Raw genomic sequence first — 20,793 nt, 5'->3', positions numbered from 1 at the left:
GGCAATGTTTCAGAAGATCCTGATCGCAAACCGGGGCGAGATCGCTTGCCGTGTCATCACAACCGCTGCCCGCATGGGAATAAAGACCGTTGCCATCTACTCCGATGCCGACGTGCGGGCGAAGCATGTGGCGATGGCCGACGAGGCCGTGCGCATCGGGCCGGCGGCGGTTGCCGAAAGCTATCTCCAGGGCCAGAAGATCATCGAGGCGGCGCTTCATACCGGGGCGCAGGCCATCCATCCCGGCTACGGCTTCCTGTCGGAGAACCCCGATTTCGTCGAGGCAGTCGAGGCGGCAGGTCTCGTTTTCATCGGTCCTCCGGCCTCGGCGATCCGCGCCATGGGCCTGAAGGATGCGGCCAAGGCGCTGATGGCGGAAGCCGGCGTTCCGGTTGTTCCCGGTTATCACGGCGAAAGTCAGGACCCAGACTTTCTTGCAGCGGAGGCGGGCAAGATCGGCTATCCGGTGTTGATCAAGGCGCGCGCCGGGGGCGGCGGCAAGGGCATGCGCCTTGTCGAGAAGCCCGCCGACTTCATGGACGCCCTGGCAGGCGCACGGCGGGAAGGGCAGGCCAGTTTTGGCGACCCGACCTGTCTGATCGAGAAATACATCACGCATCCCCGCCATATCGAGATCCAGGTCTTTGGTGATGGCCACGGCAATGTCATCCATCTCTTCGAACGAGACTGTTCGCTCCAGCGCCGCCACCAGAAGGTGATCGAGGAGGCCCCGGCGCCAGGCATGCCTGCAGGCGTCCGCGAGGCAATGGGCAGGGCCGCAGTCGAGGCCGCCAGAGCGATAGGTTACACGGGCGCCGGTACTGTGGAGTTCATCGTCGACGGATCCGGTCCGCTGCGGGAAGACGGCTTCTGGTTCATGGAGATGAACACAAGGCTGCAGGTGGAGCATCCTGTCTCCGAAGCGATCACGGGACTTGATTTCGTCGAGTTGCAGCTCCGGGTCGCTGCAGGTGAGCCGCTGCCGGTAAGGCAGGACGATCTTACCGTAGATGGCTGGGCCTTCGAAGCGCGGGTCTATGCCGAAGACGTGCCCAAAGGCTTCCTTCCCGCGACCGGCCGGCTCGAGCACCTGCATTTCCCGTCTGCAAGCGCATTCGAAGCGGGTCCCGTTCGCATCGACGCCGGGGTGCGGCAAGGGGATGAAATCAGCCCATGGTATGACCCAATGATCGCCAAGGTCATTGTTCATGGACCCACGCGCTCGGCAGCGCTGAACATGCTTTCGTCTGCGCTGGAGGAGTGCCGGATTGTCGGCTCGGTCACGAATGTCGAGTTACTGGCGGCGCTCTCGCGACACGGAGGATTCCGCCGGGGCGAGGTCGATACCGGCCTCATCGCACGCGACATGGCCGAACTGATGCCTGCCTCGGAGCCATCGTTCCAGGTTCTAGCACTGGCGGCACTCGGCGGCCTGAACCTGCTGGGTGCAGAGGAAGGTTCCGATCCATGGGATAGTCTCGTAGGCTGGCGACACTGGTCGGCTGCGCGGCAGTTCGTGCATCTGGAAAGCGGCGGCAGGTGCATCGAGGCGCAGGTAACGAGCCTTGGCCAGGGGCGGTTCACTGTCTCGGTCATGGGGGAGACCGTGACGTTGAACATGATGGGTCTCGGCGGCCCCACTGTCCGGGTGGAAGTGGATGGCCACCAGTTCAATGCCGATATCGTGTGTGAAGCCGATCGCGTCTCTGTGTTTGTCAGCGGGCGCAGTTTCTCGTTCGGCCTGGCTGATGCACTTTCGGAGGTGGATGAGGAGCAGGCCGCAGGTGACACGATCACCGCACCCATGCCCGGACTTGTCAGGGCAGTTTACGGAAGGCCGGGTGCATCCGTCACCAAAGGCGAGGCGCTGCTTGTCCTTGAGGCGATGAAGATGGAACACACCCTGTTTGCACCGCGCGACGGAGTTGTCTCGGAAGTCCTGGCGGCAGAGGGCGAGCAGGTTACCAACGGGACGTTGCTGCTGGCGCTGGAGCCGCAGGATGAGTGAACACGTGACGATCTTCGAGGTGGCGCCGCGGGACGGGCTGCAGAACGAGCCGGCAATGATCGCGACGGCCGACAAGGTCCGGCTCGTAAACCTGCTAAGCGCATGCGGCTTCACCCGGATCGAGGTGGCAAGCTTTGTCAGTCCGAAATGGGTGCCGCAGATGGCGGATGCGGCCGATGTTATGGCGAGCATCGAACGCCGAAAGGGCGTCTCCTATGCAGCATTGACGCCCAACCTTCGCGGCTTCGAGGCGGCGCAGGCGGCCGGTGTGGATGAGGTTGCGATCTTCGCCTCGGCCTCCGAGGGCTTCAGCCGTGCCAACATCAACTGTTCGGTTGCAGAGAGCCTCGAGCGCTTCGGCCCCGTGGCTGAAGCTGCACGCGCGGCAGCGGTACCGCTCCGTGGTTACATATCCTGCGTCACGGATTGCCCTTTCGACGGTCCGACCGATCCGGAGAAGGTGGCGGAGGTCGCGGCGAAGCTGCTCGCCATGGGCTGCCATGAAATCAGTCTCGGGGATACGATCGGGGCGGGAACGCCGAATACGGTCGCTCGCATGCTCGATACGGTTCTGACTTCTGTCCCCGCCAATCGGCTGGCGGGGCATTACCATGACACTGGAGGACGAGCGCTGGACAATATCCGCGTCAGTCTCGATCGTGGGCTTCGCGTCTTCGACGCTTCGGCGGGCGGGCTCGGCGGATGTCCCTATGCCCCCGGCGCCAAGGGCAATGTCGCCACCGAGGCGGTGGTCGAGCTCGTCGAATCGCTGGGGTTCGGCACCGGTATCGATCGCAAACGCTTGGCCGAGGCAGCAGCGTTTGCGCGCAAGTTGAGGACAGTGGGATGAGTTACGAAACGCTGGACGTGCGGGTTGACGACCGAGGCGTCGCCTCTGTCACCCTCAACCGGCCCGACAAGCGCAATAGTCTGTCGGCGCAGATGATCGAGGATCTGACGCGGATGGCTGGTACCTTGGGCGCTGATCCAGCCGTCCGTGCCGTTGTCCTTACCGGCGCCGGTGAAGTCTTCTGCGCGGGCGGTGACTTGACCTGGATGAAGGCGCAGATCGAGGCGGACCGTGCAACCCGCATGCGTGAGGCGCGCAAGCTGGCGCTCATGCTGAACGGGCTGAACACCTTGCCGAAGCCGCTGATCGGCCGCATCCATGGCGGGGCGTTCGGGGGCGGGGTGGGCCTTGCCTGCGTCTGCGACGTGGCGATCGCGGAAACTGCAACGCGGTTCGGACTGACGGAGACGCGGCTTGGGCTGATCCCGGCCACCATAGGTCCCTACGTCGTGGCGCGGATGGGTGAGGGAAATGCGCGTCGCGTCTTCATGTCGGCCCGGCTTTTCGACGCTGATGAAGCCGCGGCACTCGGTATCGTGGCCCGCGCCGTGCCGAACGTCGAGCTTGATGATGCCGTCGAAGCCGAGATCCAGCCCTATTTGCTGGTTGCTCCCGGTGCAGTGGCGGCCGCCAAGAAAATGGTCCGCAGCCTTGGGCCTCGCATCGATGAAACCGTGATCGACGATACCATCCGGCGCCTGGCCGACACCTGGGAAGGGCCGGAGGCGCGGGCAGGCATCATGGCGTTCCTGGAGAAGAAGGCGGCACCGTGGGCTCCGGGTGGGAACGACGTTTTATAGCCGTACCTTTTCCCGGCTGCGCTGCCGACAGATGTGCCTAGAACTCGAAGTCTGGTAGGCTCTTGAATGCTGATCTGAGTGCTTGCGACCATCCGTCGGAGATTGCCCGAAAGCAAGGATCATCCTGTTCGATGCGTTTCTGATGCCCGACCTTGAAGCTGTCGGCGGGGTAGCAGAGAAGGTCGAGGGGCAGGCCGACGGAGAGGTTGGATTTCACCGTCGAATCGAAGGAGACAAGGAGCAGCTTGGCCGTTTCCTCGAAGCTCAGGTCCATCTCGTGAGCGCGAATGAGGATCGGCTTGCCGTATTTCGTCTCGCCGATCTGGAAGAACGGAGTGTCGGGGCCGGCTTCTATGAAGTTGCCTTCCGGATAGATGAGAAAGAGGCGCGGCTCACCGCCGCGGATCTGGCCGCCGAGAATGAAGCTTGCACCGAACGCGTCGGCGCTTTGGCCGCCGGTTGCAGCCTGGCGGATCACCTCCTTCAGCGTATCGCCAACGAGGCGGGCTGTCTGAAACATGGACGGGGTGGCCAGAATGGAAGGTGTGCGTTCTTCCGGCGCCTTGCTGCGTTCGTCGAGAAGGCTTGCAACTGCCTGGGTGGTGGCAAGGTTGCCCGCAGATAACAGCACGATGACGCGTTCGTCCGGTCGCTCCCAGACCTTCATCTTGCGGAAGGTCGAGATATTGTCGACACCCGCATTGGTGCGGGTATCGGACATGAAAACAAGTCCGCTGCCTATCTTCAGTCCTACGCAATATGTCATCAGGCTGGCCTTCCCGGCGGCGAGTGTGTGACTCGCCTTTGAGACGATTACTGCTCGACCGTGAGCCGAACCGCAAGATGTTCTTCAGCCTCGCCCAGTCTGATCCCCATCACCGGCATGGCATCCCGATAGTCGCGGCCACAGGCGATGCGAACATATCGCTCATCTGGCGATATGCCGTTGGAGCAGTCAAACCCGATCCAGCCCAAGCCTTCCACATGCGCCTCAGCCCAGGCATGGGTGGCCGTTTGAGCATCGATCGCGTCGAGGTTCAGGTAGCCGCTGACATACCGAGCAGGGAATCCCATGAGCCTGGCTGCTGCAATGAAGACGTGGGAATGGTCCTGGCAGACGCCCTGACCCTTGGCGAGTGCTTCTTCGGCCGTGGTCACCGCGTCTGTAGCTCCGATCGTATAAGCAACCCGCTCCCTCACCAGTCGCATCAGTTCGTGAAGTCGCTGGAGGTCGTTGCCAGCCGAAACGAGACCCACGACCGCCTCCGTTGCTGGTCCCGGCCGGGAGAGGTCCGTCGGTTGCCTGAACAACCACAGCGGCGCCAGTCCACGGTGGTTACCAAGCATGCCGTGATTGTCGATCGTCTCCACGGTGCCCGAGGCGTGGATCGCGATGCTGTGTGGCTCTCCGTCGACACTCAGCAGCCAAGTCGTGTTGCCGAAAGAATCGTCGTAAGTGACTTCCACCCTCGCGCCGTCGATGGAAATATTCCAGTCGATCACGGTCTGCAGCGCAGAGGATCGCGGTACCAACCGAAGGCGCTGAAGCGAATAGGTCAGCGGCGCGTCGTAGCGGTACTCGGTGCTGTGGGTGATCCTGAGCAGCATGGCGGGCCTCAGTGAAAGCGGTAATCGGTCATGATCTGGTCGCCCAGTCTCGCATTGGCCCTGATGAAGTCCGACAGGAACTCGTGGAGCCCAGTCTCGAAGATATCCGCGATCGAAAGCCCCCGCAGCTTCTTCGACTGCGCCTGTGCAATGTCATGACAGGGATGCCGCACGTCGTACTCGTCCGCGAGAAAGCCAAGCGCCTCGTTGATGCCGAGATAGCAGTAGGCCAGCGATCGCGGCAGTCGACGGTTCAAAATCAGATAGTCGGCGATATTCGCAGCCGTGTAGTCGCCGTAGCTCCAGCGGAAGGAACGCTGTGCGGAGACGGAGCGAAGGATCGCGTGCCACTGGTGATTGTCGAGCGACGTCCCGACCCAGTGGACGGAGGGAAGCAGGACGTAGTACTTCACATCGAGGATGCGGGCCGTGTTGTCAGCCCTTTCGATCATCGTTCCAAGCCTGGCAAAGTCGAAGATGTCATTGCGCAGCATCGTGCCTTGGAACGACCCCCGGATAAGCGCCGTTTCGCGCTTGATGATCTCCAGTACCTGCGGCAGTTCACGCTCGTCGACCGGGTGCCTCAGCAGGCGACGAAGCGCCATCCACGCTTCATTGACACTCTCCCAGACCTCGCGGGTAAGTGCGGTGCGGACCATTCGTCCGTTCTGCCGGGCGTTTTCCATGCAGGTCATGACGCTGGAGGGATTTTTCGGGTCGCGCAACAGGAAGTCGATGACCGCATCGGCGTCATAAGATCCTACGCTCTCATCGAATGCCTGGCTTACGCCTGCGCTGCGCATCACCGACATCCATTCATCGGCGGCGGCAGAGGTCTGCGTCAAGGCTAGCCTGAGGCCGGTGTCGATCAGTCGGGCCATGTTCTCTGCCCGCTCTATATAGCGGCTCATCCAGTAGAGACCATTTGCGGTGCGCCCCAGCAGCATGGTCAGCCCCGTCGCATCGTCTTGGGAAAGCTAGTCATCAAGCACCCATGTGTCCTTGGTTCCTCCTCCCTGAGAAGAGTTGACCACGAGCGACCCCTCCTTGAGGGCCACGCGGGTGAGCCCGCCAGGCACGATCTTGATCTGGTCCGACACCAGCACGAAGGGTCGCAGGTCGACGTGGCGCGGCGCCAATCCCTTTTCCGTCAGCACAGGGCAGGTCGACAGCGCCAATGTTGGCTGGGCAATGTAGTTGGACGGGAAGGCTTTCAACTTGGTGGCAAAGGCCTCTCGCTCCTCCTTCGTGGCGGCGGGCCCGACGAGCATTCCGTAGCCGCCTGATCCATGCACCTCCTTGACCACGAGTTCCTCGAGATTGTCGAGGACGTAGGAGAGGCTCTCCGGCTCCGCACAGCGCCAAGTCGGGACGTTGCGAAGAATGGCCTTGCGGCCCGTATAGAACTCGACGATTTCAGGCATGTAGGAATAAATCGCCTTGTCGTCCGCAATGCTGGTGCCGGGGGCATTGGCGATCGCCACGTTGCCGGCACGGAAGACATCCATGATGCCGGGAACGCCGAGAATTGAATCCGGCTTGAATGTCAGCGGGTCCAGGTAGTCATCATCGAGCCGACGGTAGAGCACGTCGATCGTCTTGTATCCCTGGGTGGTCCGCATAGCGACGCGGCCGTCGACAACACGCAGATCCTGCCCCTCCACGAGTTCGACGCCCATCTGGTCGGCAAGAAAAGCATGCTCGAAATAGGCGGAATTGAAGCTGCCGGGTGTCAGCACCGCAAGCGTCGGGCTGCCCTTGCACCCGTCTGGCCTGGCGGCGGCAAGCGAATCCCGCAGGAGCTGCGGGTAGTTTTCCACGGGCAAGACCTTGATCTTCTGGAACAGCTCGGGAAAGAGCTGCATCATCGTCTCCCGGTTTTCCAGCATGTAGGAGACGCCCGAGGGGGTGCGCGCATTGTCTTCAAGCACGTAGAATTCATCTTCGCCAGTACGGACGATGTCCACGCCGATGATGTGGGTGTAGACGCCGCCCGGCGGTCGCACGCCGATCATTTCCGGCACGAAGGCCTTGTTCCTGGCGATCAGATCGGTCGGAATGCGCCCTGCTTTCAGTATTTCTTGCCGGTGGTAGATGTCGTAAAGGAATGCGTTGAGCGCGCGAACCCTCTGCTCAATGCCTTGCACCAGAAGCCGCCACTCCTTGCCGGACAGGATACGTGGCACGATGTCGAATGGGATCAGCCTTTCTGCGGCTTCGGGGTCACCATAAACGGCAAAGGTGATGCCGGTGCGTCGGAAAACCTTCTCGGCGTCCTCTGATTTTATCCTCAGTCGTTCGGCATCCTGCCGCTCGAACCAACTGGCATAGGCGTTGTAAGGTGGCCTGATCTGGTTGCCCAGACGCATCTCGTCGAATGTATCCACGAAGTACTCCCTGGGAGTATTTGTCGCGACCTGATCGATATTTGCAAGTAGAATTTCTAATCTGTATTTCTTGCTGAAGTAATGGGCGGGCTGCCTCGGTTATGTGCGCGACGTGATCAAGGGAGAGGCAAGTGTCGGTCCGATAGACTCGCCCGCGACGGCGGCTTCTCGATGCCATCGTCGAATGGCTAATGTGATAGCCACCCGTTTAAGTCCTGCCTCCCGCCTTGCTCCGCAGCAGAGTTCGACCGAGTGTGGACGGCTCCGGCAGCCGGTCTGCTTCGAGCGACGCAAAAAGCCAATCGATAAAAACGCGGACGATGGGGGCGGCGCGCATTTCCTGGCGGCAGGCGACATAGAATGCGTCGTTCGCCGGCACGCTGAGATCAAAGGGAACCAGGAGTTCGCCTTCTGCGATGAGTTTTGCCGCGGTTATCGTATCGCCGAGCGCGACACCCTGTCCCTGGAGCGCTGCCTCAGTGGAGAAGCGTGCATCGCCCATGAAATGTTGTCGGTGCCGGGGGATGTCCGCCCCGTCGGCTGCAGCCAGCCACGTGTTCCATTCCCGGCCGTCGGTATCGCCATGCAGAAGAACATGGTCTTCCAGGTCTCTCATCGACCGGAGCGGGCGGCTGTTGAGCAGGGTTGGGCTAGCCACCGGGAAGAGCTGCAGATTGCTCCAGAGCCGTGTCCAGGCATCCGGCCAGTTGCCGTCGCCGTAGAGGACGCAGACATCCACGTCCGATGAATGAAGGTGGCGAGGATCATTGGATGCCGCAAGCTTCAGGGTCAGGTCGGGATACTGGTCGGTGAACGAAGACAGCCGCGGAACGATCCAGAACGACAGGAGCGCCGGGACGCAGGTGATGGAGAGGCTTCCCCTCGTCGCCGGCCGCTGCATCTGGGCCGTTGCCGCGGCAATCCCGCTGAAGGCCTGGGTGACGGCCGGCAACAGGAGGGCGCCCGCGGCCGTGAGCTTCATGCGCTTCCCACCGCGTTCGAAGAGAGCGGTGTCCAGCGACTCCTCCAGCGCTTTCAACTGGTGGCTCACTGCGCCATGGGTCACCCGCAGTTCCCGGGCGGCAGCCGATACCGAGCCGAGGCGCGCCGTTGCCTCGAAGGCGCGAAGCGGGTTGAGCGGCGGCAGGCGGCCGTTCATCTTGTCTCCTACGTGAATTTTTCTCACAGCTTCTGCTAGAACATTGTCAATTGCATTTCCAGCTGCTCTTTGCCGATAATGATGAAAACAGAGGCGACGCGTTCGCTGGAACCAAAAATAGGCACATGGGAGCGGTCGGATCTATGGCCCTGGACGATAAACAACTGAAGGACCTGCGGGAGAAATACGGGAGCGGGCACGGGGGCAATCTCTATGATCCGGACTTCCTCAAGGTCGCGGAAAAGATCTTCTCTAAGAGCGGGAGCAGGATCGCCCCCTATGCCGGCGTCCCGACCTTCCTTTCTGCTCCATTCATGCAGGTGGATGCGGAAAATCCCGAATTCGATGACTTGCAGGTTGCCATTACCGGCGTGCCGATGGATCTGGGCGTAACGAACCGGCCCGGATCGCGTTTCGGGCCGCGCGCCTTGCGGGCGATCGAGCGGATTGGACCCTATAATCACGTGCTGAAGACGGCGCCGGTCTTCGATCTTCGCGTTGCGGATATCGGCGACGTGTCGCTGCGCAGTCGCTACGACCTTGAAATGTGCCACCAGGACATCGAGAAGCGCTTCACCCAGATCGTCGATGCGGGCGTGGTGCCGCTCGCGGTTGGCGGCGATCACTCCATCAGCCAGTCCATCCTGAAGGCAGTGGGTCGACGCGCGCCGGTGGGAATGATCCATATCGACGCCCATTGCGACACGAGCGGCCCCTTCGACCACAGCAAGTTCCATCATGCGGGCCCGTTTAGAAACGCGGTGCTGGACGGGGTGCTGGATCCTACTCGGACGATCCAGATCGGCATTCGTGGTGCAGCGGAATATATCTGGGAGTTTTCCTACGCGTCCGGCATGACGGTCATTCATGCAGAAGAGGTGCCTGGACTCGGGATACCGGCTATCATCGAGAAGGCGCGGGCGGTGGTCGGCGAGGGTCCGACCTATCTGTCCTTCGACATCGACAGCCTCGATCCGGGATTTGCTCCGGGAACCGGTACTCCCGAGATCGGCGGCCTGACGACGCGTGAAGTCCTGGAACTCATTCGCGGCCTGAAGGGGTTGAACCTTGTCGGGGGCGATGTGGTGGAGGTAGCGCCGCAGTATGATCCAACCAGCAACACGGCCCAGGCCGGCGCGCAGATGCTGTTTGAAATTCTCAGCCTGATGGTGTTCAGCCCTTCCGTGACGGGCAAGCCCTGACGTAGACTAAAGACAAGAGTGGGAACTGGCTGCGCAGGCACAGAACCTGCCGGCAAACAAAGGAGAAAGACATGGGTAAGATCTTCAACATGCAGCCGACCCGCCGCGCGGTACTTGGCGCCGGCCTGGCAGGTGCGTCGATGCTGGCAATGCCGTCCATTCTGCGCGCTCAGGACCGTTCCCTGAAGGTCGGCGTCTACGGGGGCTACTTCAAGGACTCCTTCGACAAGAACATTTTTCCAGAATTCACCAAGGCTACCGGCATTGCGATAGAATCCATTGCCGAGCCGACGGGCGAGGCCTGGCTGGTGCAGCTGGAGCAGGCGGCGCGCGCTGGCCAGGCGCCGGCGGACGTCTCGATGATGTCGCAGGTGGCTCTGTTGAAGGGGCAATCGACCGAGCTCTGGGCTCCGCTCGACATGGCGAAGATCGGGAACGCTTCCGGCCTCATCGACACCTTCATCAACAAGTACCCTGATGGTCGCGTCGCCGGCATCGGTGCCGTGTCCTGGTATATCACGCTCGTCACCAATATCGACGTCTATCCCGAAGCGCCCACTTCCTGGGCTGCCCTGTGGGATCCGGCAAACGCCGACAAGCTGGGCCTGCTTGCGCTCGTCTCCAATTCCTTCCTGCTTGAGGTGACGGCGAAGACGCATCTCGGCGGCACCGATATCCTCGCAACCGAGGAGGGGATACTCCAGGCCTTCGAAAAGCTGGCAGAGGTGAAGCCGAATGTACGGCTGTGGTATCGCGACGAGGCGCAGTTCGAGCAGTCCCTGAAATCGGGCGAGATCCCGATGGGCCAGTACTATCATGACGTGACGGGACTTGCTGCTGCAGACGGCCATCCCGTGCGTTCCACCTTCCCGAAGGAGGGCGGTATCCTCGATTCCGGAAGCTGGGCTCTCTCGCGCGCCTCCGAGAAGGTCGAAGAGGCACATATCTTTATCGATTACATGTGCCAGCCGGCCGTCCAGGCGACGCTGTCGCGCAAGGTCGGCACGTCTCCGACGGTCAAGCGCGATCTCCTCGACCTGACAGCCGAGGAATTCGACGCAGTCTCGTCCGATATCGATCCGATCATTCCGCGTTACGAGATGTACCAGCAGAAATCCGACTTCCTGAACCAGAAGTGGACGGAGATGATTGCAGGCTGATCCTGCGACGGCCACCCTCCCCATCAGGGAGGGTGGCTTCCCTTCAAAGACAAGAGGCTTCTTTAAAGCCGAGCGTAGAGCAGATGTCCGGACTGACCCTTAGCCATGTGACGAAAGAGTTCGGCACGTTCAAAGCCGTGAACAATGTCAGCCTTTCGGTTCCGGACGGGACCTTCGTCTGCCTCCTCGGTCCATCCGGCTGCGGCAAGACCACGTTGATGCGAATGGTCGCTGGCTTGGACCTCCCGACGGAAGGCTCGATCACCTTGGGCGGCGAAGACATCACGCGCGTCCCGACCCACAAGCGCAATCTCGGCATGGTCTTCCAATCGCTGGCGCTGTTCCCGCACCTGACCGTCGGTGAGAACATCGCCTACGCTCTGCGTATCCGTGGCGCTTCAAAGGACGAGCAGAAGAAGCGGGTCGACGAGCTTCTGTCGATGATCCATCTGCCTGGTTTTTCCGACCGCTCCGTCAACAAACTCTCCGGCGGCCAGCGTCAGCGGATTGCGATCGCCCGCGCCCTGGCCATCTCGCCAAAGCTCTTCCTGCTCGATGAACCGCTATCCGCACTCGATGCGAAACTGCGCGAGGCCATGCAGGTTGAACTGCGTCAGTTGCAGCAGCGTCTCGGCATCACCACGATCGTCGTGACGCATGACCAGCGCGAGGCGATGACCATGGCCGATACCGTCGTGGTCATGAACGGCGGTGAAATCCGCCAGGCAGCAGCGCCTGTCGACATCTATCGTCGGCCGGCCGATTCCTTCGTCGCCGACTTCATCGGCTCCACGAACCTCATTCCATTCACCACCGACGGCAAGGGAGAGGCATCCGTCTTCGGTTCCTCCGTCGCAGGCCTCACGCTCGGCACCACGAGAAGCGGCACCATCTCCGTCCGGCCGGAGGATGTGCAGATCGTCCCGCCAGCGGAAAGCAGTCTGGCCGGAAAGGTCACCTTCGTCCGTGACCTCGGCGGGAGCGTCGAAACCTTCATCGAGGCGGGCGGGCAGCAGATCGTCGCCGTATCCGCCCCCCGCTCGCGGCCCGATGTCACCGTCGGCCAAACGGTCGGCCTGCGCTTCGATCCAGAGACGAGCGTGGTGCTGGCGCGATGAGGCGGGAGGCACCGCAGCGCCTGGCCGACTACGGGCCGCTCGTCTTTCCGGCAGGGATGCTGATCGTCTTCTTCGTCATTCCCTTCGCCACCATGATTGCTGTCTCCTTCTTCGAACGGCAGCAGGGCGGCTTCTACGAACCGGCCTTCGTCCTCGACAATTACGGACGCTTTCTCAGCCTGTTCTTCGGCAAGGTCCTCGGTTTCTCGCTTTTCCTCGCCATGGCGGTTGCGGCCGCATGTGTCGCCATTGGCGTGCCCTTCACCTATCTCCTCTCCTGCGCTTCGAGGCGCATGCAGATCTGGTGGCTCGTGGTCCTCCTCTCCATCCTTTCCCTCTCGGAGGTGATGATCGGCTTTGCATGGTCGACGCTCCTGTCCCGGACGGCAGGGCTTACCAACCTGCTCGTCATGCTCGGCCTCATGGAAGGCCCGCAGGCGCTCACGCCAAGCTTCGGCGCGGTGATGACTGCGATGACCTACCAGGCGCTGCCCTATACGGTTCTCGTCCTCTACCCGGCCCTTGTCAGGCTTGATCCGACGCTCACGGAAGCTGCCCGGACCCTGGGAGCCTCGCCTGTCAGGGCCTTCTTCTCCGTCGTGGTGCCGGCGCTTCGCAACACCATCCTCGCGACATTGATCATGGTGTTCATCTTCGCGCTCGGTTCCTACCTGCTGCCGCAACTGCTCGGCAGGCCGCAGCACTGGACGCTTTCGGTGCTCATTACCGATCAGGCGATCTACCAGTCGAACATGCCGTTTGCCGCAGCCATGGCAGTCTTCCTGGTGCTCGTCTCGCTCGCGCTGGTCGGTCTTGCCTTCTACGCTGGACGGCAAAAGGAGGTGGCGTGATGACGGCCCTGCGACGCTTCTTCTTCCTTGCCGTCGGCCTGTTTCTGGCACTGCCACTGATCGTCGTGGCAGGCGTCTCGATCAATGAGAAGCAGACCCTGGCCTTTCCGCCACAGGGATTTTCCCTGTCGTGGTATGGAGAGATCTTCGCAAATGACGAGTGGAGAAGCGCGCTTCTCGCCTCCCTGACGCTCGCGGCCACCTCAGCCGCACTTGCGCTGCTCGTAGCGCTGCCGCTTGCGTGGTTTCTGTGGCGTCGGGTGGCGCCGTGGGCCAACATCTTCCAGCTGCTCGGGGTTGCTCCGTTCACCCTGCCGCCCGTCATAACCGCACTTGGTCTCCTGACCTTCTGGGCAACCAGCGGGTTCTACGGCCAGCCGTGGACCGCCGTCATCAGCCACGCAATCTTCTTCGTGACGCTGCCGCTCGTCACGCTGTCGCTCGGCTTTTCGGCGATCGACCGGTCCCTCGTCGAGGCCGCCGCGACCATGGGAGCAGACGACCGGACGATCTTCCGCACGGTCATTTTCCCGCTGATCCTGCCCTATATGGTGTCCGGCTATGCCTTCGCCTTCGTCCTGTCGCTCAACGAGTATATCGTCGCCTACATGACGGTTGGCTTCACTATGGAAACCCTGCCCATCAAGATCTTCAACGCCTTGCGCTACGGCTATACGCCCACCATGGCCTCGGTAACCGTCTTCTTCCTGGCGATCGCAGCGCTTGTGTTCGGTGCAATCGCCAGATTTGGCGACCTTCCGAAGCTGCTCGGCGCAATGACGAGTGACCGATGAAGATCGCCGGTTACCAGATGCAGTCGATGACGGGCGACGTCGAAGCCAATCTCGACAAGATCGCCAGGGCTGCTGCACGCGCTGCAGAAGAGGGTGCGAGGCTGCTGATCGCGCCGGAACTTGCGATCAACGGATATGGCGCTGCTGAGGCGCTTGTCGAAACCGCGGTATCGGCACAGTCACCAACGATGGCGCGCCTGTCGGAGATGGCAGCCCGCACCGGGCTCACGATCGTTGCCGGTTTTGCCGAGTCCGATGGTGATGCCATCTACAACAGCGCAGTACTCACCGACGGCTCCGGGGAGTTCGCCGTCTATCGCAAGTCGCACCTTTACGGTCCGTATGAGCGGCGCTGGTTCTCCGTGGAAGAACCTCGCGCCATCCTGGCCGATGTCGACGGCATGCGCGTCGGCATGCTGATCTGCTACGACGTCGAGTTTCCAGAGAACGTCCGCCGGCTGGCGAAGGCGGGTGTCGATCTGGTGGTGGTACCGACGGCTCTTCCCATCGGCTGGTCGGGCAGCTTCATTGCCGAGCACATGATCCGGGTCAGGGCCTTCGAGAACCAGGTCTTCGTCGCCTATATCAACCACTGCGGTGCGGACCGGAATTTCGCCTATGCGGGCCGATCCCATATCGCAGCGCCTGACGGCAGCCTTCTGGCGGAGGCGCCTGCGGATGAGGAGGCGCTCTTCTTCGCCGAAATCGTTACCTCCGCCTTCGACCAGTCGCGCGCAGAGAATACCTATCTGAGGGATCTGCGCTAGTTGCTGTCGGTGGGATCTGCGGTCGTCCGCCTCGTGACGCGCCGCTGGATCGTTCGCGATCGGCGCTGATCGCTTCAGCGGCCTCGTGCCATGTCGACGTTGTCGTTCTTCATGGTGCTATACTCCGACCTAGTAGGGAGGATCGCATCATGCGCGCGATGGTATTGCACGAAATTGGGCAGCCGCTGGTGCTTCTGGAACGGCAAGACCCGCTGCCGGGAGCAGGCGAGATTCTCGTCCGGGTCGAGGCCTGTGCCGTCTGTCGCACTGATCTCCATGTCGTGGACGGCGACTTGTCCAGTCCGAAGTTGCCGCTCGTTCCGGGACATGAAATCGTGGGTCGCGTCGAGGCGGTCGGTGAGGGTGTTTCCCAAGAAAGGATCGGCCGTCGTGTCGGGGTACCCTGGCTTGGCCACACCTGCGGACACTGCAGTTATTGCACGAACGGGCAGGAAAACCTCTGCGACGAGCCGCTGTTCACCGGCTATACCCGCGACGGAGGCTTCGCTACCCATGTGGTCGCGGATCAGGATTATGCATTCGAACTTGCCGAGGATGGGGATCCGGTGTCCCTCGCGCCGCTTCTCTGTGCGGGCCTCATCGGCTGGCGATCGCTAAAGAAGGCCGGTGAAGGGAGGCGGATCGGCCTCTACGGGTTCGGAGCAGCTGCGCATATCATCGCCCAGATCTGCCGTTGGCGGGGACGCGAAGTCTTCGCCTTCAGCAAGCTAGGCGACGTGCAGGCGCAGGATTTCGCCAGAAGCCTCGGCGTCCGCTGGGCCGGTGCTTCCGGCGACAAGCCACCAGAGCTTCTTGATGCGGCAATCCTGTTCGCGCCCGTTGGGGACCTGGTGCCCGAGGCCCTGAAGGTGGTGAGGAAGGGCGGCCGTGTCGTTTGTGGGGGGATCCACATGAGCGACATTCCAAGCATGCCCTATTCGTTTCTTTGGGGGGAGCGAAGCATCTGCTCGGTCGCGAACCTTACCCGAAAGGATGCGGAGGAATTCTTCCCGATTGCCCTGGCGGCAGGGGTGAGAGCCCACACTGTGCGTTACCCTCTGGCCGAGGCGAACGCCGCGCTGGATGACCTGCGCTCGGGCCGGCTGTCCGGTGCGGCGGTGCTGGTGCCCTGAGCAGAAGCCGCGCCCTCATCGTGAGGTGCGCACGCCAGTGCGCCCCTCGGAACCGACCTGCCTCAGGCGGCTGCTGAGCGGCGTCCTTCCGCCTCTGCGACCTTCTTCTTCACAGCGACGAAGCTGTCCGGGCTGACGGAGATGCTGTCGATGCCGCAGTCCACGAGGAACTTCGCGAACTCCGGATGGTCGCTCGGTGCCTGGCCGCAGATGCCGATCTTAGCGCCAGCCTTTCCGGCCTCGGTGATGACGCTGCGGATCATCCACTTCACCGCCTCGTCCTGTTCGTCGAACAGGTCCGCAAGCTCGCCGGAGTCCCTGTCCACCCCCAGGGTGAGCTGGGTGAGGTCGTTCGAACCGATCGAGAAGCCGTCGAAATGCTGCGCGAACTGCTTTGCGAGGATGACGTTGGAGGGGATTTCGCACATCACGTAGACCTGCAGCCCGTTCTCACCCCGCTTCAATCCGTTTTCTGCCATCACCTCCAGTACTTTCTCCGCCTCCGAGACGGAACGGCAGAAGGGGATCATGACGACGACATTCTTGAAGCCGAGTTCGCTGCGGAGCTTCCGGATTGCCCGGCACTCCAGCGCGAAGCCCTCGCGATAGCGGGGCGAGTAGTAGCGGGATGCACCACGGAAGCCGATCATCGGATTTTCCTCCTTCGGCTCGAATTCCGCGCCACCGACAAGGCCTGCATATTCGTTGGTCTTGAAGTCGCTCATCCTGACGATTACCGGCTTCGGGTAGAGCGCCGCTGCAATTCGAGCCAGACCCTCGGACAACTGGTCGACGAAATACTCCGACTTGTCGTCGTAGGCGGCGGTCAGCGCGGCGATTTCCTCTTTGGCGGCCTCATCCCTGAGGCGATCGAAGTGGACAAGCGCCATGGGATGGATGCGGATGGCGTTGCTGATGACGAACTCCATGCGCGCAAGGCCAACTCCGTCCGCCGGTAGCTTCCACCAGCGGAAGGCCGCCCCGGGATTGGCGAGGTTCAGCATGACCTTTGTCTCTGTCGCCGGAACGTCGTCCATGTTGAGCGTTTCGATGTCGTATTCGGCGACGCCCTCGTAGATCATGCCTTCGTCGCCCTCGGCGCAGGAGACGGTAATCTGCTGGCCGGTGTGCAGGAGGCGCGTCGCGTCTCCGGTTCCCACAACAGCTGGAAGTCCAAGTTCGCGGCTCACGATGGCGGCGTGGGAGGTGCGTCCGCCGTGGTCTGTGACAATGGCTGCCGCACGCTTCATGATGGGCACCCAGTCGGGGTCCGTCGTGGAGGTGACGAGGATCGATCCGTCGACAAACTGGTCGATGTCCTTGGCGGTCTCGATCAGGCAGACCTGACCAGAGACGATGGCATCGCCGATGGAGAGGCCGCTGACAAGCTGCTTTCCCTTGCTCTTGATGTGGTAGGCCTTGAAGACCGCAGCTTCGCGGTTGGACTGTACGGTTTCTGGGCGGGCCTGGACGATGTAGAGGCGCCCAGTCTCCCCGTCGCGCGCCCATTCCATGTCCATCGCGCAACCATAGTGCTGCTCGATGGTGGCGGCCCAACGGGCAAGCGTCAGGATTTCCTCATCGGCGAGCACGAAGGCCTCCCGCTCTGCCCTGGACGTCGGCACGTTGCGCGTCGGCTGATCGGCGTTGCCGTAAATCATCTTGATGGCCTTTGCGCCCTTCTTCTTCGCGATGATCGGCGTTAGCGACGGCTGGTCGAGGAGCGGCTTGAAGACCTGGTATTCATCCGGATCGACCGCGCCCTGCACGACGTTTTCGCCGAGACCCCAGGCCGCGTTGATGAGGACCACCTTGTCGAACCCGGTTTCGGTGTCGATCGAGAACATGACGCCGGATCCACCGATGTCGGAGCGGACCATCTGCTGCACGCCGATCGACAGAGCAACCTTCATGTGGTCGAAGCCCTTGGCCTGGCGATAGGAGATGGCGCGGTCGGTAAACAACGAGGCGAAGCAGCGTCGGCACGCGTCGAGCAGCGCCTTTTCGCCCGCGACATTGAGAAAGGTTTCCTGCTGTCCGGCAAAGCTTGCGTCGGGCAGGTCCTCGGCTGTCGCGCTCGATCGGACGGCAACACTGGCATCGGTACGACCTGCCCGTTCCGACAATTCGCGATAGGCGGCGATGATTGCGTCCGCAGTCTCCTTCGGCCAGTCGCCGCGCAGGAAGAGCTTGCGGACTGCCGCTCCTGTTTCCGCAAGGCTGGCTTTGCCTGTCGTCCAATCCGCAATCAGCGCGGCCATTGCGTCGCGGATGCCATTCTCGTCGACGTAATTCCAGTAGGCGTCGGCGGTGGTGGCGAAGCCGGGCGGAACATCCACGCCCCTCTGCCCGAGCGTCTGGATCATCTCCCCAAGGGACGAGTTCTTGCCCCCAACCTTGGCGACGTCGATCCTCCTGAGTTCCTCGAACCACACCACGGGAGCTTCGGTAACGCTCATTGCTGACCTCCAGGAATTACGGTGCGGGCCGCGTGCGGCCACCTTCAATGAGGGAGACGGTAGTCTGAGGGCAGCCGCTCAACCTTGATCCGTGTCAAGATCGGATCATCCTTCCTATCAAGGCCAGGCGGCGAAATTGATCTCCTGCGCCGTTCGCTTCATGGCAGCATCCTGACGGTGTGCTTTCGGAGAATGTCCAGCCACTCGCTTGAAGAAACGACTGAAATAGGCAGGGTCCTTGAAGCCGAGCACATTGGCGATTTCGGCGATCTGCATGGCGCTTCCGTCCAGAAGCATCGCCGCCTCCGCTACAAGTCTGCTGTGAATCAGCTCCATGGGCGTCCGCCCGGTTGCCCGACGGACGGCCGTGTTGAGACGGTCCGCCGTGACACCCAACGTGTTCGCATATTCAGCAAGCGACCAGTGTTCACGCGCGTGAAGTTCGACAAGATGAACGAAGCCGCGAAGGATCATGCGCGGCGAGGGCTGCGCCTGCTCGGCGGATGGCTTCGAGAGGCGCCAGACCTGCAGGAGCAGAAGGGCAAGATGGTGGCGAACAGCTTCCTGCGCGCCCGGCACATCCAGACGCAGTTCCTGATCGATGGCAGCGATCGTGGAGAGCAGCTGCCTGGCGTCCACGGTCGCCAACCGCGCGCCGAGGATCGGGCGGGTGATTGCATCGCGGACCTGCGAGAAAATTGCTCCCACGGGCATGGCCGACCCGAGAAGGACGTCGGGAATGGCAAGTGTTCCACCCTCAGCGCCGGCCTCGAACAAGATCGATCCATTTGCGTCGGCAGGTATCCAGACGATGGCGGGTCCGGCGACGGCCACGTCCTGCTCTGCAAATGTGAGCGAACCGCTGCCGGCTTGAAGAACGAAGATGCGGCTCCGCCGGCCGCGGAAGGTCCATTCCATACCGGCAAGGCCACCCTGGAAGAGGCGGGCTTCGATGGGATCGGAAGGTGCCGCCGGTCTCGCCGCGGCCGATCCTCTAAGAGTAGCTCTCACGTTGTAGTCCCGTTTCCGTGAAAAGTACCAGTATGTCCTGTAAAAGTCTATTCTGCCTTCTGCAGGACCTGTTACCTTTATGAGGTCGAGCCGACCCGCGGAGAACCGCGGTCGGGTTGATCATGACGGCCCGGTGGAGCGGGTCCAAGGGAGGAATCCATGAAGAATTTGCTACGCAGGCAGATCCTGCGCACGACGGCTTTGGCCGTCTCGACGCTGGCATTTGGTATGGGCGCGGTCGCCACTGCGCAGGAGCCCGCGTCGGTCAAGATTGGCTACGCGCTCTCGCTTACCGGGCCGAACGCCGGCGGTACCGGCATCACGACGCTGCCCAACTACCAGCTCTGGGTCAAGGAAGTGAACGACGCAGGTGGGCTGGAAATGCCGGATGGCAAGCGGCTGCCGATCGAAGTCGTCGAGTACGACGATCGTTCCTCTGCAGAGGAACTCGTGCGGGCGCTCCAGCGCCTTGCGACCCAGGACGAGGTCGACTTCATCCTGCCGCCGTGGAGCACCGGCTACAATCTGGCGGCAGCACCGTTGCTCGACCGCTACGGCTATCCGCATCTGGCCGCCACTTCGGTGACGGACAAGGCGCCCGAGTTCGCCGAACGCTGGAAGAAGAGCTTCTGGATGCTCGGCGGCGGCCACGATTACACCAACGCGCTGGCGAAGGTCCTGACCGACTCGGCGGACAAGGGCACGATCAACAAGAAGGTCGCGATGATCTCGATCGCCGACGGCTTCGGTATCGATCTGGTCAACGCTGCTCGTCCGTCGTTCCAGGAGGCCGGTCTCGAAGTCGTCTACGACAAGACCTACCCGGTGGGCACGACCGACTTCACGCCAATGATCAACGAAGCAAAGGCGAGCGGAGCGGATACTTTCGTGGCCTTCTCCTATCCGCCCGAAACCTTCGCCCTGACGCAGCAGGCGCAGGTGGCCGACTTCAACCCGAAGGTCCTCTATTTCGGTGTTGGCACGGCGTTTCCGATCTATGCCAAGAACAATGGCGACGCCATCAACGGCATCATGGGGATCGGTGGCATTGACGGCACCAGCGAGAAGATCGCGGACTACCGCAAGCGCCATGAGGCCGCGACAGGCAAGGCTCCGGACTACTGGGCCAGCGTGATCACCTATGCCTCGCTGGAAATCCTGCAGGAAGCCATCAAGCGCAAGGGCCTCGATCGCGAGGCAGTCGCTGAAGAAATCGCTTCCGGCACCTTCGAGACGGTACTCGGCGAGACCAAGCTCGAAGACAACCAGCTTCGTGACCTTTGGTGGGCCGGCCAGTGGCAAGACGGACAGTTCGTCGCCATCGCGCCATCCGATCGTCCGGGTGCTGCAGAGCCGATGATCCCGCGGCCCGCCTGGAAGAAGTAGGCCGCTACGGCGCAAAGCCTGTCTACAGAAAGACCTCTCCCCTCTGGGGAGAGGACAGATTTCGACACCCGCTTTTGCTGACATCCGGGATGATATCCCA

The 20,793-nt window shown here is 62.0% G+C and carries 18 protein-coding genes; 11 read left to right on the top strand and 7 right to left on the bottom strand.

Translation table 11 applies throughout. From position 1 onward, the window contains the following. The first annotated feature begins 4 nt into the window (after window positions 1–4). Genes NT26_RS14485 through NT26_RS14475 form a run of 3 tightly spaced genes read left to right on the top strand, consistent with a single transcriptional unit; the run spans window position 5 to window position 3,658 of the window. Window positions 5–2,008 (top strand): acetyl-CoA carboxylase biotin carboxylase subunit, encoded by a 2,004-nt coding sequence (locus tag NT26_RS14485; RefSeq protein ID WP_052639709.1) that lies wholly within the window; start codon window positions 5–7, stop codon window positions 2,006–2,008. Then, window positions 2,001–2,858 (top strand): hydroxymethylglutaryl-CoA lyase, encoded by an 858-nt coding sequence (locus NT26_RS14480; protein WP_052639706.1) that lies wholly within the window; start codon window positions 2,001–2,003, stop codon window positions 2,856–2,858. The genes NT26_RS14485 and NT26_RS14480 overlap by 8 nt, the downstream gene beginning before the upstream one ends. After that, complete coding sequence (locus NT26_RS14475; RefSeq protein ID WP_052639704.1) at window positions 2,855–3,658, top strand: crotonase/enoyl-CoA hydratase family protein; 804 nt, start codon at window positions 2,855–2,857, stop codon at window positions 3,656–3,658. Before NT26_RS14480 ends, NT26_RS14475 begins: the two co-directional genes overlap by 4 nt. Before the next feature lie 37 nt (window positions 3,659–3,695). On the opposite strand, the gene NT26_RS14470 is transcribed toward NT26_RS14475, so the two are convergent. The 5 genes from NT26_RS14470 to NT26_RS14450 form a co-directional block, all read right to left on the bottom strand. Continuing rightward, window positions 3,696–4,424: a proteasome-type protease gene (locus tag NT26_RS14470; RefSeq protein WP_052639702.1), complete on the bottom strand. Its 729-nt coding sequence runs from the start codon at window positions 4,422–4,424 to the stop codon at window positions 3,696–3,698. Between the two features lie 47 nt (window positions 4,425–4,471). Beyond that, window positions 4,472–5,266: a transglutaminase family protein gene (locus tag NT26_RS14465; RefSeq protein WP_052639700.1), complete on the bottom strand. Its 795-nt coding sequence runs from the start codon at window positions 5,264–5,266 to the stop codon at window positions 4,472–4,474. 8 nt (window positions 5,267–5,274) lie between these two features. Further along, the gene (locus NT26_RS14460) at window positions 5,275–6,213 is read right to left on the bottom strand and encodes an alpha-E domain-containing protein (protein WP_052639698.1); all 939 of its coding nucleotides are present in this window, start codon (window positions 6,211–6,213) and stop codon (window positions 5,275–5,277) included. 30 nt (window positions 6,214–6,243) lie between these two features. Beyond that, window positions 6,244–7,653, bottom strand: coding sequence for a circularly permuted type 2 ATP-grasp protein (locus NT26_RS14455; protein ID WP_244467614.1), 1,410 nt, complete (start codon window positions 7,651–7,653; stop codon window positions 6,244–6,246). A gap of 208 nt (window positions 7,654–7,861) precedes the next feature. Continuing rightward, window positions 7,862–8,812 (bottom strand): LysR substrate-binding domain-containing protein, encoded by a 951-nt coding sequence (locus NT26_RS14450; protein WP_052639696.1) that lies wholly within the window; start codon window positions 8,810–8,812, stop codon window positions 7,862–7,864. A gap of 143 nt (window positions 8,813–8,955) precedes the next feature. On the opposite strand from NT26_RS14450, the gene speB reads away from it, so the two are divergent. The 7 genes from speB (at window position 8,956) to NT26_RS14415 (ending at window position 15,837) form a co-directional block, all read left to right on the top strand. After that, window positions 8,956–10,014, top strand: coding sequence for an agmatinase (gene speB, locus NT26_RS14445; RefSeq protein ID WP_052639694.1), 1,059 nt, complete (start codon window positions 8,956–8,958; stop codon window positions 10,012–10,014). Window positions 10,015–10,085: 71 nt separating this feature from the next. Beyond that, complete coding sequence (locus tag NT26_RS14440) at window positions 10,086–11,174, top strand: ABC transporter substrate-binding protein (RefSeq protein WP_052639692.1); 1,089 nt, start codon at window positions 10,086–10,088, stop codon at window positions 11,172–11,174. 83 nt (window positions 11,175–11,257) lie between these two features. After that, window positions 11,258–12,292 (top strand): ABC transporter ATP-binding protein, encoded by a 1,035-nt coding sequence (locus NT26_RS14435; RefSeq protein WP_052639690.1) that lies wholly within the window; start codon window positions 11,258–11,260, stop codon window positions 12,290–12,292. Continuing rightward, window positions 12,289–13,143 (top strand): ABC transporter permease, encoded by an 855-nt coding sequence (locus NT26_RS14430; protein WP_052639688.1) that lies wholly within the window; start codon window positions 12,289–12,291, stop codon window positions 13,141–13,143. Before NT26_RS14435 ends, NT26_RS14430 begins: the two co-directional genes overlap by 4 nt. After that, window positions 13,143–13,937 (top strand): ABC transporter permease, encoded by a 795-nt coding sequence (locus tag NT26_RS14425; protein WP_425287714.1) that lies wholly within the window; start codon window positions 13,143–13,145, stop codon window positions 13,935–13,937. The genes NT26_RS14430 and NT26_RS14425 overlap by 1 nt, the downstream gene beginning before the upstream one ends. Continuing rightward, on the top strand, window positions 13,934–14,704 hold the full coding sequence (locus NT26_RS14420) for a carbon-nitrogen hydrolase family protein (RefSeq protein ID WP_052639683.1): 771 nt from the start codon (window positions 13,934–13,936) through the stop codon (window positions 14,702–14,704). The genes NT26_RS14425 and NT26_RS14420 overlap by 4 nt, the downstream gene beginning before the upstream one ends. Window positions 14,705–14,853: 149 nt before the next feature. Continuing rightward, on the top strand, window positions 14,854–15,837 hold the full coding sequence (locus NT26_RS14415; protein ID WP_052639681.1) for a zinc-dependent alcohol dehydrogenase family protein: 984 nt from the start codon (window positions 14,854–14,856) through the stop codon (window positions 15,835–15,837). 62 nt (window positions 15,838–15,899) lie between these two features. Here the strand turns inward: NT26_RS14415 and ppsA are convergent, their stop codons facing one another. After that, window positions 15,900–18,296 carry a phosphoenolpyruvate synthase gene (ppsA, locus tag NT26_RS14410; protein WP_052639679.1) on the bottom strand — a complete coding sequence of 799 codons (2,397 nt, stop codon included), beginning with the start codon at window positions 18,294–18,296 and terminating at the stop codon, window positions 15,900–15,902. Window positions 18,297–18,413: 117 nt separating this feature from the next. Beyond that, window positions 18,414–19,307: a helix-turn-helix domain-containing protein gene (locus NT26_RS14405; RefSeq protein ID WP_152335791.1), complete on the bottom strand. Its 894-nt coding sequence runs from the start codon at window positions 19,305–19,307 to the stop codon at window positions 18,414–18,416. Between the two features lie 159 nt (window positions 19,308–19,466). Between NT26_RS14405 and NT26_RS14400 the strand changes: the two genes are divergently transcribed. Beyond that, a complete protein-coding gene (locus NT26_RS14400; protein WP_052639675.1) occupies window positions 19,467–20,693 on the top strand; it encodes an amino acid ABC transporter substrate-binding protein in 1,227 nt (408 codons plus the stop codon). The last annotated feature ends 100 nt before the right edge of the window (window positions 20,694–20,793 follow it).

Source organism: Pseudorhizobium banfieldiae (genome assembly GCF_000967425.1).
GTDB lineage: Bacteria > Pseudomonadota > Alphaproteobacteria > Rhizobiales > Rhizobiaceae > Neorhizobium > Neorhizobium banfieldiae.
The sequence above is the reverse complement of the archived record's forward strand: the minus strand, read 5'-3'. Positions and strand labels throughout refer to the sequence as shown.